Origin of the sequence: Labedella populi, assembly GCF_004078655.1 — a bacterium.
GTDB classification, from domain to species: Bacteria; Actinomycetota; Actinomycetes; order Actinomycetales; family Microbacteriaceae; genus Labedella; species Labedella populi.
On the sequence record NZ_RZNC01000001.1, the window covers coordinates 842,131 to 856,379 of the forward strand.

Sequence of the window (14,249 nt, forward strand, 5' to 3'; positions counted from 1 at the left end):
CATGGCGTTCACCACGGGACTCGGCGTCGGCATCGTCGGCGGCGGCTTCATGGCCGAGGTGCACTCGCGAGCCGCTCGAGCGGCGGGTGCGAGGCTCGTTGCCGTGTCGTCGTCGTCGGCGGACCGGGCGGCCGCCGCCGCCGAGCGGCTCGGGATCGAGCGGGGCGTCGAGTCGCTCGACGCCCTGCTGGAGGATCCGCTCATTCAGGTCGTGCACGTCTGCACGCCCAACGCGCTGCACGCCGAGCAGGCCGAGCGTGTCATCGCGGCGGGCAAGCACGTCGTGTGCGAGAAGCCCCTCGCGACGACGGTGCCCGACGCCGCCCGGCTCGTGGCGGCCGCTGCCGCGGCCGGAGTCGTCGCGAGCGTCCCGTTCGTCTACCGGTTCCACCCGCTCGTGCGGGAGGCGCGGGCCCGCGTGGCCGCGGGGGAGAGCGGCCGGCTGCTGACATTCGCCGCCTCGTACCTGCAGGATTGGCTGCTCGAGGAGAGCGACGACAACTGGCGTGTGGACTCGGCGTCCGGAGGCCGGTCCCGTGCCTTCGCCGACATCGGCTCGCACCTCGTCGACCTCGTCGAGTTCGTCACCGGGGACCGGGTCACGCGCGTCGCCGCGAACGCCCGCACGTTCTTCACCGAGCGCGCCGAGCACAGCGCCGTCACGACGGAGGACGCCGTCGCCGCGACGGTCGAGACGGCGTCGGGTGCGATCGGCACCCTGCTCGTCTCGCAAGTCGCCCCGGGCCGGAAGAACCGCTTGCACGTCGAGATCGCGGGTGCCGCCGAGTCCCTCGTCTTCGATCAGGAGCAGCCGGAGACCCTGTGGCTCGGTCGGCGTTCGGGGACGACGGTGCTCCCACGCGACGCCGACCAGCTCTCGCCCGACGCAGCGCGGCTCGTGGCCGTTCCTGCCGGTCACGCGCAGGGCTACCAGGACGCCTTCAATGCATTCGTCGTCGACTCCTACTCGGCGGTGCGCGGCGGTCGGCCGGAGGGCCTTCCCGTCTTCGCGGACGGACTCCGTGCGGCCGTCGTGACGGAGGCCGTGCTGGACGCCTCTGATGCCGGCGCCTGGGTCGACGTCCCCCAGCCCTGACCGGTCCCGACGGGTCGGCGACCGCGCGGCCCGAGACATACTCATCGAGGAGATGACATGACAGAGTCCACCCACCCCGTCACCCTGTTCACCGGCCAATGGGCCGACCTGCCGTTCGAGGAGGTCGCCCGACTCGCCTCGGAGTGGGGTTACGACGGTCTCGAGATCGCGGCGTCGGGAGACCACCTCGACCTCAAGCGCGCCGATGAGGACGACGCCTACCTGAAGAGCCGGCTCGAGATCCTCGACCGCTACGGCCTCAAGGTCTGGGCGATCTCGAACCACCTCGGCGGCCAGGCGGTGTGCGACGATCCGATCGACTTCCGCCACCAGGCGATCCTCCGTCCGTACGTGTGGGGCGACGGCGACGCCGAAGGCGTCCGTCAGCGCGCCGCCGAGGACATGAAGCGCTCCGCCCGCGTCGCCCGCAAGCTCGGCGTCGACACGGTGGTCGGCTTCACGGGATCCAAGATCTGGCCGTACGTCGCGATGTTTCCGCCCGTCGGGGCCGATGTCATCGACGCGGGCTACGAGGACTTCGCGAATCGGTGGAACCCCATCCTCGACGTGTTCGATGCGGAGGGCGTGCGATTCGCCCACGAAGTGCACCCGTCCGAGATCGCGTACGACCACTGGACGAGTGTCCGTACGCTCGAGGCGATCGGCCGTCGGGAGGCGTTCGGCTTCAACTGGGACCCGTCGCACATGATGTGGCAGGGTGTCGACACCGTCGGATTCATCTGGGACTTCCAGGACCGGATCTACCACGTCGATTGCAAGGACACCCGCCTCCGCCCGAACACGGGCCGACCGGGCATCCTCGGCTCACACCTGCCGTGGGGTGACCCTCGTCGCGGGTGGGACTTCGTCTCGACCGGGCACGGTGACGTGCCGTGGGAGGACGCGTTCCGGGCGCTCGACGCCATCGGCTACGACGGGCCCATCTCGATCGAGTGGGAGGACGCCGGCATGGACCGGTTGCACGGCGCGAAGGAAGCGGTCGGCTACATCCGGTCGCTCCTCTGGAAGCGGCCGGAGGCCTCGTTCGACGCGGCCTTCAGCAACCAGTAACTCTGCCGCATGCTTCCGATTGCGTACGCAACGGACATCCGCGGGGGGAATCCCAGGCGCCGTTGTCCGTTGCGTACGCATTCGCTTGTTTGGGGAGAGGCGGGAGGACGGAATCGAGTCAGCCGAGGGGGACCGTTCCGCGTGGCGTCTCGACGTGCAGCGTGACGTCGTGCGCCTCCGGCCAGCGGTCCATCTCGCGCGTCGGTTCCTCACCATCGTCGGTCACCTCGACCATCTCGAGAGACGCGAGCCGCCCGTCGCCGATCGCGAGAGTCACGACGTAGAGGGTCCCGTCGTCGGCGGCGAATCGGGCCGTCACGGGAAAGACGGCGTTACCGGGTACGGCGAGCGGCGCGTCGTCGGCGACGACGAACTGCACGAACGAGACCGATGGGAACCGCTCGTCAGTGAAGCTGCGCTCGCGAGCGGTCACGAGTTGCGCGCGCAACGCGGGAGCGCCGAACGCATCGGTGCGCGCGAGGAGAGCGGCGGTCAGCACGCGTACCGGATCGGGCAGCGGCCGGTCCTCCCAGGCGAGGGCGTCGGGATCCGGCAGGGTGTGCAGGCTCCACGCGCGGTCCGCGAGGAACGTCGCGGCGGCGAAGGCCACCGAGGTCGCAGCGATCACGATCCGCGGTCTCCGGACGCCGAGTCGCACGAGACCGCGCTGCATGCGGGCGTCGACGGCCTCGCCCGCCTCCGCAAGACCGAGAGCCGCTCCCGTCGCTCCGACCGTGGTGCCGACGCGGGCCTCCATCGAAGCGAATTCGGAGCGGGCGGCCGCCCAGGTCATCGCGCCCGTGACGGCGGCGATGGTGGTTCGGTACGCGGCGCGCCGGGCCGGACTCAGTGCTGACGGATCGATGAGGGAGAGCGCGCCGAGGGCGACGGAGGAGACGACGCCGAACTCGGCGCTGTGCGGGTCGCCGAGCCGGCGGAGGGAATCACGGAGGTCCACCCGTCGAGCTTAACCGCGCTCGACCGAGGCGCCGCGGCGATCGGGTCAGGTCACACGGGTTCCGCATGTGCGAGGCGTGAGTGGCGGCGCCCGTACAGGAGGTAGATCGCCGCTCCGATCACGAGCCAGACGAGGAATCTCACCCACGTGAGCGTCGTGAGGTTGAGCATGAGCCAGAGGCACAGCGCGGCCGAGACGATCGGGAGCACGGGTGACCAGGGCATGCGGTAGGCGATATCGCGGTTCGGGTACTTCCGACGCAGCACGATGACGGAGATGCTCACGAGCACGAAGGCGGACAGCGTGCCGATGTTGATCATCTCCTCGAGGATGCCCACGTCGGTGAGTCCCGCGAGGAGCGCGACGACGGCGCCCGCGCCGATCTGCAGCCGGATCGGCGTGTGGCGCGTCGCGGACGTCTTGCTCCACGAGCGCGGCAGCAGGCCGTCGCGGCTCATGGAGAACAGGATGCGCGCGAGGCCGAGCAGCAGGACCATGATGACCGTCGTGAGGCCGAGCAGGATGCTGACGGAGATGACCTGGGCGGCCCAATCCGCTCCCACGGCGACGAACGCCGTCGCGAGCGACGGGGCCTCGGCCTCCGCGAGGACCGTATACGGCACCATCCCCGTCAGCACGATGCTGACGCCGATGTAGAGGACCGTGACGATGCCGAGACCGAGGAAGATCCCGAGGGGGAGGTTCCGACGGGGGTTCTCCACCTCCTCGGCGCTCGTGGCGACGACGTCGAAGCCGATGAACGCGAAGAAGACGATCGACGCGCCGGCGAGAAGCCCGAAGACACCGTACGTCGCGGGTTCCGCTCCCGAGAGGAATGAGAAGAGCGACTGCGCCCAGACATCCGAGTCGCCACCATCGGTCGGCTGCGACGGCGGGATGAAGGGTGAGAAGTTCTCCGGTCGGACGAAGAAGGCGCCGACGACGATCACGAAGAGGACCGTCGCGACCTTGATGACGGTGAAGACGGAGCTCACCCGGGCGGAGAGCTTGGTCCCGAGCGCGAGGAGGGTCGTGAAGACGGCGACGATCACGAAGGCGCCCCAGTTCACCTGGAGCCCGAACACCGGGATTTCGGGAGGGACGTTCCAGCCCCAGATCCGGAAGACCTCGTCGAGGTAGACGCCCCAGTAGCTCGCGATGACCGCCGCCGCGGTGAGCATCTCGAGGATGAGGTCCCACCCGATGATCCACGCGAGTCCCTCTCCGAGGGTCGCGTACGTGAACGTGTAGGCGGAGCCCGCGACCGGGACGGAAGACGCGAACTCGGCGTACGCCATGATGGCGAGGGCGCACGTCACGGCCGCGAGGACGAACCCGATCGAGATCGATGGCCCTGCGTAGTTCGCCGCGGCGTTCGCCCCCACCGAGAAGATCCCCGCCCCGACGGCGACGGCGACGCCCATGATGGCGAGATCCCACCACGTGAGCGACCGCGTGAGCGTGCGCCCCTCTGCATGCGAGTCGGCGATCGACGCCTCGATGCTCTTCGTGCGGGTGAGGGCGGAGAGAAGACCCATGGTGGTGCTCCTTCGACGAGAGGGGCCGCTGACGCTCCATTCTCGTCCGACGGGGCGGCGAACGCCCAGCCCGATCCTCCGGCGGGCGCTCACGCCACCCATAGCCGCCACAAAGGTCGATCCTGATAATGAGGAGCATGACGCCTTCCGGCCGCACCCCCGCCCGCCCCGCCCCACTCACGAAACCCGACGGGTCGCCCATCCGCGTGCTCGTCGTGGATGACGAGCAGAGCCTCACCGACCTCCTCCGCATGGCGCTGCGCTACGAGGGATGGGACGTCCGGACCGCGGCGGACGGCCACGCGGCGCTCGGGATCGTGCGGGAGTTCCGTCCCGATGCGCTCGTGCTCGACGTCATGATGCCGGGCCTCGACGGCCTCGAGGTTCTCCACCGCTTGCGCGCTCAGAACGACGACACCCCCGTGCTCTTCCTCACGGCGAAGGACTCCCTCGATGATCGCCTCGCCGGACTGACGGCCGGTGGTGACGACTACGTCACGAAACCCTTCAGCCTCGAGGAGGTCGTCGCCCGGCTGCGCGGGCTGATCCGGAGGACGGCGCTCGTGTCGGCGGCGAACTCGCCCATCATCACCGTCGGGGACCTCGAACTCAATGAGGACAGCTACGAGGTGCATCGTTCGGGCTCGCAGATTGACCTCACGGCCACCGAATTCGAACTGCTCCGGTACCTCATGCGCAATCCGCGGCGGGTGCTCAGCAAGCCGCAGATCCTCGACCGGGTCTGGAGCTACGACTTCGACGGCCGGGCGAGCGTGGTGGAGCTCTACATCTCCTACCTCCGCAAGAAGATCGACGCGGGACGTGAGCCGATGATCCACACCGTTCGCGGGGCCGGGTACATGATCAAGGCCGCCGGCTCGTGAACAGGGGAGCCCTCGGAGGCTGGTCGCTCCGCCGCCGGCTCACGATGGCGACCGTGGTCCTCATCGCGATCGCCGCGCTCGTGATCGGCGTCGTGAGCATCCTCAGCGTCCGCGGGATCCTCACTCAGCGGCTCGACTCGGAACTCGCGGCCGCGAGCGAACGTGCGTCGAGGGCTCCGACGGGCTATCGCTCGTACCCGCCTCCGGGAGAGTTGGACGACGAGCCGGGGCCCGGTCAGATCATCGGCATCCTCGGTCAGTCGACCGGAACCCTCGGGGTGGAGATCGAGAACGGTGTCGTGACCTACGCCGGGTACCTCGACGAACAGGGGACCCGCCGGGACATCGATGGGGGCGTGGCCGCTGCGCTCGCCCTGCAGACGAGGACCGGTGCCCCGACGACGGTCGACGTCGGTGCTGAGGGTCTCGGCCGCTATCGGGTCGTCGCCGTTGAGACGGAGGACGGTTCGGTTCTCGTGGTCGGACTGCCGATGGCGTCGCTCGAGCAGACGGTGACCCAATTGATCTGGATCGTCGTCGCCGTGACGATCGGCGGAATCGCGCTCGCTACGGTCGTCGCCTATCTGATCGTGCGTGCGAGCGTCCGACCGCTCGAACGGGTCGCCCAGACCGCTGCGGCCGTGTCGACTCTTCCGCTCGAACGCGGCGACGTGCCACTGTCCGTGCGCGTGCCGGACGAAGACGCGGACGAGCGGACCGAGGTCGGGCGCGTCGGCGCCGCGTTCAACCGCATGCTCGGGCACGTCGGCGGTGCGCTCTCGGCGCGGCAGGCGAGCGAGGACAAGGTTCGCCGGTTCGTGTCGGACGCGAGCCACGAATTGCGCACGCCCCTCGCGTCGATCCGGGGCTACGCCGAGTTGACCCGGATGTCTCCGGAGGAGCTTCCGTCCGACGCGACCTATGCCCTCGGACGCATCGAGTCTGAGGCCCGCCGGATGACCACGATCGTCGAGGACCTCCTCCTCCTCGCCCGACTCGACGAGGGCCGAGCGCTCGAGAGCGAGCCGGTGGATGTACGCACCCTCGTCGTCGATGCCGTCAACGATGCACGGGTGTCCTCCGCCGATCACGAGTGGTCGGTCGAGCTGCCGCCGGAGGATGAGCCGACGATCGTCTGTGGCGACGCCTCCCGGTTGTTCCAGGTCGTCACGAACCTGCTCGCGAACGCACGAGTGCACACTCCCGCCGGAACGCGGGTGGCGACGACACTGCGGGTCCTCCGGGGACCGGCGGTGATGGTGGGAGCCGCGGCCGGAGCCGGTGGACCGGCGGCCGGGCGGCTCGAGATCGCCGTGACCGACGACGGCCCGGGGATCGCCCCCGAGATCCGCGAGCGGGTCTTCGAGCGCTTCGTCCGCGGTGACAGCTCGCGCTCCCGCGCGACGGGCAGCACAGGACTCGGGCTCGCGATCGTCCAGGCCGTGACCGAGGTGCACGGGGGTTCGGTCGCGGTGGAGAGTGCCCCCGGCCGTACCCGCTTCACCGTCGAATTGCCGCTGTCGGAACTCGCGAGCGACGCCACGGCCCGTCCGGCCGCCGTCTGACGTCCGGCCGCCGTCTGGCGTTAGGCCGCATGGGCCGGTCGGAGGGCGGGCGTCAGCGGGTCGGCCATACCCACGCGGGAGCGTCGAGCATCCCCTGACCCGCCACGAGTGTCTCGCCTAGTCGCTTCTCGAGCCGGTGCTCGGTGGCGTCGGCGCCGGTGCGCACGGCGTCGACGAGGGCGCGGGCATGGGTCACGACCACGAGTTGCGTCTCTGCCGCGGCCGCCACGATGAGCTCTCCGAGAGCCGGCAGCAGGTCGACGTGCAGGCTCGTCTCCGGCTCGTTCAGGACGAGCAGCTCCGGCGGCCGCGTCGAGAGCAGGGCGGCGGTGAGCAGGAGGAACCGCAGCGTGCCGTCGGAGAACTCGTGCGCCTCGAGCGGCCGGAGCATGCCCGGCTGGCGGAGGCGAACGCGGAAGAGTCCGCCGTCGTCGGCCTCGACGCGGACGCTCGTGCCCGGGAACGCGCGATCGACGACGGCATCGACCGCGTCGCCGCCGCCCTGCTCGCGGATGGTCTGCAAGCAGGCGGCGAGGTCGGCGCCGCTCGAGGACAGCACGGGGGTGGCCGTCCCCACCCGCGGTCGCCGCGACGGCGCATCGGCGTCGGTCCGGAGGTGGTCGTAGAACCGCCATCGTCTGATGGAACGACGGACAGCGTCGATCTCGGGGGTCGCGTCGTCGCCGCCGAACTCGGAGAGGATGCTCTCGCGCGCGTCGAGCCGCCGTTCGAGGGACCGCCAGTGGGCGTCGCGGACGCGGACCGCGGGGCCCGAGCGGTCGACGAGGACGGCCGACGGCCGGGCGACCCCTCCCGCGAAGATCTGCTCTCGCTTGATCTCGGGGTCGTTGACGAACGCCGTGATACCGGGACGCGGGATCCCGAGGTCCACGAGGTACCCCAGATCGTCTCCGCCGAAGCCGAGTCTCATCGACACGGGCGAGGAGCGCCGGCCGCCCTGGACGGGCACATCCCCGGAGAGCATGTCGCGCGAGAACCCTTCGGGACCCGCCCACAGGGTCGACGCGAGCCCGCCCTCGCGGGCGAGCGCGCCGACGACGCCCGTGCCCGTGGACCCGCCGTCGGTGACCCCGGCGCCCGCCGTGCTCGCGAGCAGTCGCAGCGCGCGGTAGAGGCTCGACTTGCCGGAGCCGTTCGGGCCGGTGACGATGTCCAGACCCCCGAGGGCGATCACGAGATCGCGGACGGAGCGGTAGCCGGCGACGGCGAGGGTCGAGATCATGGAGACAGGATGCCCCACGCCTCCGACAGTCCGCAGCGGACTCGATCGCACCGCTCCGGCATCGGTGATCCCGCGCGACACGCCCGAGTTGTCATGGGTGCCCGCGGTGGGGTACCGTAGAGCCATACCGAAGACCGCCGGTTGTCGTCGTGCGCGGAAGCGCACATCGGCCGAAGGCTCTGAACGAGACTCGTCTCGAACGGGGTGACCTGCGCAGGTGTGACGAAGTTCTCCTCGTCTCGGGTCTCACGATTCGATACGACTCCAGGCTCCGCGCGCTTGCGCCGGGGCCTTTTTTCATGGCTCGGGCGGTCGTCGGGCGCGTCACTTCCGTGACGCGTGACATGACAATCAAGGAGTGGCCATGGCGAACAAGGAAGCCTCGGTTGCCGAACTCACGGACCTGTTCCAGAGCTCGACCGCCGTTCTGCTGACCGAGTACCGCGGCCTCACGGTGGCGCAGCTCAAGCAGCTGCGTACGGACATCCGTGCGGACGCAACGTACGCCGTGGTGAAGAACACGCTGACCAAGATCGCGGCGAACAACGCCGGCATCTCGTCGTTCGACGACGAGCTCGCCGGTCCGTCCGCGATCGCTTTCGTGCACGGAGACCCTGTCGCCGTCGCGAAGGGCCTGCGCGCCTTCGCCAAGGCGAACCCCTCCCTGGTGGTCAAGGGTGGTTACTTCGACGGTAACCCGCTGACCGCCGAAGAGGTAGGCAAGCTCGCCGACCTCGAGTCCCGCGAAGTGCTGCTCGGCAAGCTCGCCGGCGCTTTCAAGGCCTCGCTGTTCGGAGCCGCATATCTGTTCAACGCACCGCTGTCGAAGGCCGTTCGCACGGTCGACGCGTTGCGCGAGAAGCAGGAGTCCGCTGCGTAATCGTCCTCCGGGCGATTCACAAGCGGTGAGTAAACGACACAAGGAGAAGAAACTATGGCAAAGCTGTCAACTGAGGAACTGCTCGAGCAGTTCAAGGAGCTCACGCTCATCGAGCTGAGCGAGTTCGTCAAGGCGTTCGAGGAGACCTTCGAGGTCACCGCTGCCGCCCCCGTCGCCGTTGCCGGTCCGGCTGCTGCCGGTGGCGCGCCCGCCGAAGAGGTTGAGGAGAAGGATTCCTTCGACGTCATCCTCGAGGCTGCTGGTGACAAGAAGATCCAGGTCATCAAGACCGTTCGCGAGCTCACCTCGCTCGGCCTCGGTGAGGCCAAGGCTGTCGTCGACGGAGCCCCCAAGGCTGTGCTCGAAGGCGCCAACAAGGAAGCTGCTGACAAGGCGAAGGCCGCTCTCGAAGAGGCCGGCGCGACCGTCACCCTCAAGTGAGTCGTCCCCTTCGGGGGAACTCCGTGCGGTGGGGGTCGACTCCGGTCGACCCGAGCTCCGAATCACGCTGAAGGGCGTCGTCCTGCGGGACGGCGCCCTTTCGTGTTCCCGTCGCGACCCCCGGCGGCGTCCGGGGGTAGGTGTATCCGGCCAGGTGCACCATTGCATAGCCGAGCTATGTAAAGTGGATTCCGTGAGTACCGATCAGAACACCGACCTCAAGACCCTGCTGGGCGCGCTCGTCTCGAGCGGCCACCGACTCACGCGACTCGCCGCAACCGCGACAGACGATCAGCGATCACCCGCCGTCTGGCGCACCCTGAGTGCGTTGTCGTCCTACGGACCCGTGCGGCTCGGGGAACTCGCGCGCCTCAGTCGCGTCACGCAGCCGACGATGACCAAGATCGTCCGGAACCTCGACGACCTCGACTGGATCAAACGCATCATCGACGTCGAGGACAAGCGGGCGTGGCTCATCGCGGCGACTCCGAAGGGGCTCGACGCCCTCGCCGAGTGGCGCGACACCCTCGCGACCGCCCTCCTGCCGTATTTCGCCGACCTGAGCGACGACGACGTCGCCGCGATCGAACGCGTCGTCGAGATCCTCGACGAGCGCGCGGCGCTCGACGCGTCCGAGGCTGTCGACGGAGAGGTCGCGTGAGCGCGGGGGCGCCGGCCGGCTCGATCCTCCAGCAACCGCGGAGCGTCTGGGCGGTCGCTTTCGCGTGCGTCGTCGCGTTCATGGGTATCGGTCTCGTCGACCCGATCCTGCCCGCCATCGCCGCCGACCTGCACGCGACGCCGACGCAGACGTCGCTGCTCTTCACGAGCTACCTGCTCGTCACGGGACTCGCGATGCTCGTCACGAGCTGGTTGTCCAGCCGGATCGGCGCGAAGCGGACGCTCCTGCTCGGGCTCGCGCTCATCGTGGTCTTCGCTGTCGCCGCCGGTGCGTCGAACTCCGTCGAAGCCGTCATCGGCTTCCGAGCGGGCTGGGGTCTCGGCAACGCGCTCTTCATCTCGACGGCGCTCGCGACGATCGTCGGAGCGACATCCGGTGGCACGGGGGCGGCGATCGTGCTCTACGAGGCCGCCCTCGGCCTCGGGATCGCGATCGGCCCGCTCGTCGGTGGGCTCCTCGGTTCGGTGAGCTGGCGTGGACCCTTCTTCGGGACGGCCGCGCTCATGGCGATCGGTTTCCTCGCGATCACGACACTTCTGCGCGCGGAGGGCGGACGCGCGGCTCCCCAACCCCTCTCGGCGCCGTTCCGGGCGCTCCGAGTGCCAGCGCTCGCCGTGCTCGCGGTCACGGCGCTCTTCTACAACATCGCCTTCTTCGTCCTCCTCGCGTACACCCCGTTCGCCCTCGAGGCTCTCGGCGTCGATGACGCGTTCACGCTCGGGCTCGTCTTCTTCGGCTGGGGGGTCGCCCTCGCCATCACGAGCGTCGCGCTCGCTCCCGTGCTCGCTCGGCGCGTGCGACGGACCACCGTGCTCGCCGCCGGCTTCATCGTCCTCGCGGCCGACCTCGTCGCGATCGCCCTCCTCACCGAGTCGCTCCCGGGGGTCATCACGGGAGTCGTGGTCGGTGGTCTCGTCCTCGGCGTGATCAACACCGTCCTCACGGAGGCTGTCATGGAGGCGACGGAGTTGCCGCGATCGGTCGCGTCGTCGGCCTATTCGGCCGTGCGCTTCCTCGGCGGCGCGGTCGCCCCTCCCGTCGCCGCCGAGCTCGCTCGCGTGTCCGGCACCCCGGCGCCCTACGCCACGGCGGCGGGGTCGGCCCTCCTCGCCCTCGTCGTGCTCCTCCTGGGTCGTCGTGCCCTCGGTCGCGTCGACGTGCCGGTCATCGATCCGCTCGAGGAGGCCGCGGCCGTCGGTACGGGCGACGCATGAATCGACGCGGGACTCAGGTCCGGGGACGGGCCGTCGTGCTCCGAACGACGAGGCGCGTGGGGTGCAGGAGTGCCGTCGTGCTCTCCTGGCGGCCGCCGAGCGCGTCCATGAGCAGCTCGACCACGGCCACGCCTTGCTCTCGAGGCGACTGCTCGACCGTCGTGAGGGAGAACATCTCGGCGTACTCGTGCCCGTCGACGCCGACGATACTCAGCTCGGCGGGGACCTGCACCCCGGTCCGGCGCGCGGCCACGATCGCTCCGACGGCCACCTCGTCCGAGGCCGCGGAGATCGCCGTCGGGCGCGACCGCAGGTTGCTCACGACCTGCACCCCGGCGGCGTAGCCGCCCGGGAGTGTCATCTCGCTCGGGACGTGCAACGTCTCTGCGCCGAGACCGGCATCGGTCATCGCATCGAGGTATCCCCGGAGCCGTCGACCGTGCACGGTCCCCGTCAGATCCGCCGATCGTTCCCCGCCGATGTGCACGATCCGTGTGTGACCGAGTCCGATGAGGTGCTCTGTGGCCAGCCGCGACACGGCCACGTCGTCGATCGCGACGGAGCTGACCCCGTCGTACTGAGCGCCGAGCGATACCACCGGGCGATCGAGGGAGAGCAGCCGATCGAGCTCGTCGGGGGAGGGGTCGAGGCCGATCGTGATGACGCCGTCGAATCTCTTGCGGGCGAGGAAATGCTCGAAGATGCGCGAGCGGGAGGGGGTGCCCGGCCGCACGTTGTAGAGGGTCAGGTCGTAGTCGCACGCGAGAAGTGCGTCCTCGACGCCCTCGAGGACCTCCCCGAAGTACCAGCGGTTGACGAAGGGGATGATGACGCCGACGTTCTTGGTGCGCCCCGTCACGAGGCTCGCCGCATTGGTCGATGCGACGTAGCCGATGTGGCGAGCGGCCTCAAGGACGCGCTGGCGCGTCGCCTCCGAGACGTAGCCACCGCCCGTGAGCGCCCGGCTAGCGGTGGACTTCGAGACGCCGGCCATGCGCGCAACGTCCGAGATCCCACTCATCGTCGTGCTCCCCTCCTTCGGGTCCGGCACCTGAGGCTAACGCACGATCGGCCCGGAATGGAAACGGTTCCCGATCGATCGAGGCGCCGCGGAATGAGAGCGCTCTCCCGTCTCATCACCGTTTCCCCCGTCTTGGCCGGTGCCGCCGCGCTGAGAGCGCTCTCAACGTTATCCACAGGTATATCGATTTGTGATCTTCGGAAGTTGTGCAACGGTCGGGCGTGCCATAGCGTGTGCATGGAACCGGTTCCCGACCCGTTCGGAGATCGACCCGAGCCTGCGGCCCTACGCGTCGTGGCGCACACACTCAACGAGGAGGCACTTGATGCGAATCACTTCACGGGGGCGAGTTCTCGCACCCATCGCCGCGATCGGCGTGATGGGCTTGGCCCTCACGGCATGCTCCGGCGGACCCGGCACCGGCAACGGTGGCAGCGGAGGAGGCGAGGGCGACGGCGAGGTGACCGTCTACGGCACCATCGCCGACACCGAAGCCGAACTTCTCGAGCAGTCCTGGGCTGACTGGGAAGAGGAGAACGACATCGACATCGTCTACGAGTCCTCCAAGGAGTTCGAGACGCAGATCTCCGTCCGCGCACAGGGAGGCAACGCTCCCGACATCGCGATCTTCCCGCAGCCCGGCCTGCTCGCCGATCTCGCGACGCGCGACTTCCTCAAGCCGGCCCCGCAAGCGGTCGAGGACAACGTCGACGAGTACTGGTCCGAGGACTGGAAGGCCTACGGAACGGTCGAGGACACGTTCTACGGCGCCCCGCTCATGGCGAGCGTCAAGGGCTTCATCTGGTACTCGCCGTCGCAGTTCGAGGAGAACGGCTGGGCCGTTCCCGCGACCTACGACGAGATGGTCGAGCTCACTGCGACGATCAGGGAGAGCACGGGCACCGCTCCGTGGTGCGCGGGCTTCGGCTCCGACGCGGCGACCGGATGGCCGGGAACCGACTGGGTGGAGGACCTCGTCCTGCGCCAGGCCGGCCCCGAGGTCTACGACCAGTGGGTCGCGAACGAGATCCCCTTCACGGACCCGCAGATCGCCGAGGCGTTCGACGCCGTCGGTGAGATCCTCAAGAACCCGGAATACGTGAACGCGGGCTTCGGCGACGTCGCCTCGATCACGACGACGCCGTTCGGCGACCCGGCCTCCGCCCTCGCGGACGGCACGTGCGCGCTGCACCACCAGGCGTCGTTCTACGACGGCTTCGTCACGGACGCCGGTGCGACCGTTGCTGAAGACGGCGACATCTGGGCGTTCCTGACGCCGTCGATCGACGGCTCGAAGGCCGTCACCGGTGGTGGCGAGATCGTCGGCGCGTTCAGCGACGACGCCGACACGCAGGCCGTGCTCGAGTACCTCTCGAGCCCGGAGTGGGCCAACAGCCGCGTCGCCCTCGGGGGCGTCATCTCGGCCAACACGGGTCTCGACCCGGCGAACGCCTCGAGCGGAATCCTCACGCAGGCCATCGAGATCCTCCAGGACCCCGAGACCACGTTCCGCTTCGACGCGTCCGACCTGATGCCGAGCGCCGTCGGCGTCGGCACGTTCTTCAAGGGCATGGTCGACTGGGTCAACGGATCCGACACCGCGACGGTCCTCGAGCAGATCGAATCGGGCTGGCCGTCCGAGTAGACGGTTGACGG

13 protein-coding genes are annotated in these 14,249 nt (G+C 69.3%); 9 read left to right on the forward strand and 4 right to left on the reverse strand.

Annotated features, from left to right (window positions below; translation table 11 throughout):
* Position 1: 1 nt before the first annotated feature.
* Positions 2-1,096 (forward strand): Gfo/Idh/MocA family protein, encoded by a 1,095-nt coding sequence (locus tag ELQ92_RS04085; RefSeq protein ID WP_128497674.1) that lies wholly within the window; start codon positions 2-4, stop codon positions 1,094-1,096.
* 57 nt (positions 1,097-1,153) lie between these two features.
* Positions 1,154-2,167: a sugar phosphate isomerase/epimerase family protein gene (locus ELQ92_RS04090; RefSeq protein ID WP_128497675.1), complete on the forward strand. Its 1,014-nt coding sequence runs from the start codon at positions 1,154-1,156 to the stop codon at positions 2,165-2,167.
* A gap of 118 nt (positions 2,168-2,285) precedes the next feature.
* Here the strand turns inward: ELQ92_RS04090 and ELQ92_RS04095 are convergent, their stop codons facing one another.
* Together ELQ92_RS04095 and ELQ92_RS04100 are read right to left on the reverse strand one after the other, a co-directional pair.
* Positions 2,286-3,125 carry a hypothetical protein gene (locus ELQ92_RS04095; RefSeq protein WP_128497676.1) on the reverse strand — a complete coding sequence of 280 codons (840 nt, stop codon included), beginning with the start codon at positions 3,123-3,125 and terminating at the stop codon, positions 2,286-2,288.
* 50 nt (positions 3,126-3,175) lie between these two features.
* Positions 3,176-4,663 carry an APC family permease gene (locus ELQ92_RS04100; protein WP_128497677.1) on the reverse strand — a complete coding sequence of 496 codons (1,488 nt, stop codon included), beginning with the start codon at positions 4,661-4,663 and terminating at the stop codon, positions 3,176-3,178.
* Between the two features lie 137 nt (positions 4,664-4,800).
* Between ELQ92_RS04100 and ELQ92_RS04105 the strand changes: the two genes are divergently transcribed.
* Together ELQ92_RS04105 and ELQ92_RS04110 are read left to right on the forward strand one after the other, a co-directional pair.
* A complete protein-coding gene (locus ELQ92_RS04105; RefSeq protein ID WP_208004219.1) occupies positions 4,801-5,547 on the forward strand; it encodes a response regulator transcription factor in 747 nt (248 codons plus the stop codon).
* Positions 5,544-7,112: a sensor histidine kinase gene (locus ELQ92_RS04110; RefSeq protein ID WP_243694855.1), complete on the forward strand. Its 1,569-nt coding sequence runs from the start codon at positions 5,544-5,546 to the stop codon at positions 7,110-7,112. Before ELQ92_RS04105 ends, ELQ92_RS04110 begins: the two co-directional genes overlap by 4 nt.
* 52 nt (positions 7,113-7,164) lie before the next feature.
* Here the strand turns inward: ELQ92_RS04110 and ELQ92_RS04115 are convergent, their stop codons facing one another.
* Positions 7,165-8,355, reverse strand: a complete 1,191-nt coding sequence (locus ELQ92_RS04115) for an AAA family ATPase (RefSeq protein ID WP_128497679.1) — start codon at positions 8,353-8,355, stop codon at positions 7,165-7,167.
* 364 nt (positions 8,356-8,719) lie between these two features.
* Between ELQ92_RS04115 and rplJ the strand changes: the two genes are divergently transcribed.
* From rplJ to ELQ92_RS04135, 4 genes are all read left to right on the forward strand, one after another.
* Positions 8,720-9,235, forward strand: coding sequence for a 50S ribosomal protein L10 (gene rplJ, locus ELQ92_RS04120; RefSeq protein ID WP_128494034.1), 516 nt, complete (start codon positions 8,720-8,722; stop codon positions 9,233-9,235).
* A 54-nt stretch (positions 9,236-9,289) separates the two neighbouring features.
* The gene (gene rplL / locus ELQ92_RS04125; protein ID WP_128497680.1) at positions 9,290-9,676 is read left to right on the forward strand and encodes a 50S ribosomal protein L7/L12; all 387 of its coding nucleotides are present in this window, start codon (positions 9,290-9,292) and stop codon (positions 9,674-9,676) included.
* Between the two features lie 193 nt (positions 9,677-9,869).
* A complete protein-coding gene (locus ELQ92_RS04130) occupies positions 9,870-10,337 on the forward strand; it encodes a MarR family winged helix-turn-helix transcriptional regulator (protein ID WP_128497681.1) in 468 nt (155 codons plus the stop codon).
* On the forward strand, positions 10,334-11,572 hold the full coding sequence (locus tag ELQ92_RS04135; RefSeq protein WP_128497682.1) for an MFS transporter: 1,239 nt from the start codon (positions 10,334-10,336) through the stop codon (positions 11,570-11,572). Before ELQ92_RS04130 ends, ELQ92_RS04135 begins: the two co-directional genes overlap by 4 nt.
* Before the next feature lie 13 nt (positions 11,573-11,585).
* On the opposite strand, the gene ELQ92_RS04140 is transcribed toward ELQ92_RS04135, so the two are convergent.
* Positions 11,586-12,593: a LacI family DNA-binding transcriptional regulator gene (locus ELQ92_RS04140; RefSeq protein WP_128497683.1), complete on the reverse strand. Its 1,008-nt coding sequence runs from the start codon at positions 12,591-12,593 to the stop codon at positions 11,586-11,588.
* A 325-nt stretch (positions 12,594-12,918) separates the two neighbouring features.
* Here ELQ92_RS04140 and ELQ92_RS04145 point away from each other — a divergent pair, with 325 nt between their 5' ends.
* Positions 12,919-14,238: an ABC transporter substrate-binding protein gene (locus tag ELQ92_RS04145; RefSeq protein ID WP_128497684.1), complete on the forward strand. Its 1,320-nt coding sequence runs from the start codon at positions 12,919-12,921 to the stop codon at positions 14,236-14,238.
* The last annotated feature ends 11 nt before the right edge of the window (positions 14,239-14,249 follow it).

Coding starts and splice junctions, on each gene's coding strand:
- ELQ92_RS04085 (WP_128497674.1), top strand. CDS start 2: ATGGCGTTCACCACGGGACTCGGCGTCGGCATCGTCGGCGGCGGCTTC.
- ELQ92_RS04090 (WP_128497675.1), top strand. CDS start 1,154: ATGACAGAGTCCACCCACCCCGTCACCCTGTTCACCGGCCAATGGGCC.
- ELQ92_RS04100 (WP_128497677.1), bottom strand. CDS start 4,663: ATGGGTCTTCTCTCCGCCCTCACCCGCACGAAGAGCATCGAGGCGTCG.
- ELQ92_RS04105 (WP_208004219.1), top strand. CDS start 4,801: ATGACGCCTTCCGGCCGCACCCCCGCCCGCCCCGCCCCACTCACGAAA.
- ELQ92_RS04115 (WP_128497679.1), bottom strand. CDS start 8,355: ATGATCTCGACCCTCGCCGTCGCCGGCTACCGCTCCGTCCGCGATCTC.
- rplJ (WP_128494034.1), top strand. CDS start 8,720: ATGGCGAACAAGGAAGCCTCGGTTGCCGAACTCACGGACCTGTTCCAG.
- rplL (WP_128497680.1), top strand. CDS start 9,290: ATGGCAAAGCTGTCAACTGAGGAACTGCTCGAGCAGTTCAAGGAGCTC.
- ELQ92_RS04140 (WP_128497683.1), bottom strand. CDS start 12,593: ATGAGTGGGATCTCGGACGTTGCGCGCATGGCCGGCGTCTCGAAGTCC.
- ELQ92_RS04145 (WP_128497684.1), top strand. CDS start 12,919: ATGCGAATCACTTCACGGGGGCGAGTTCTCGCACCCATCGCCGCGATC.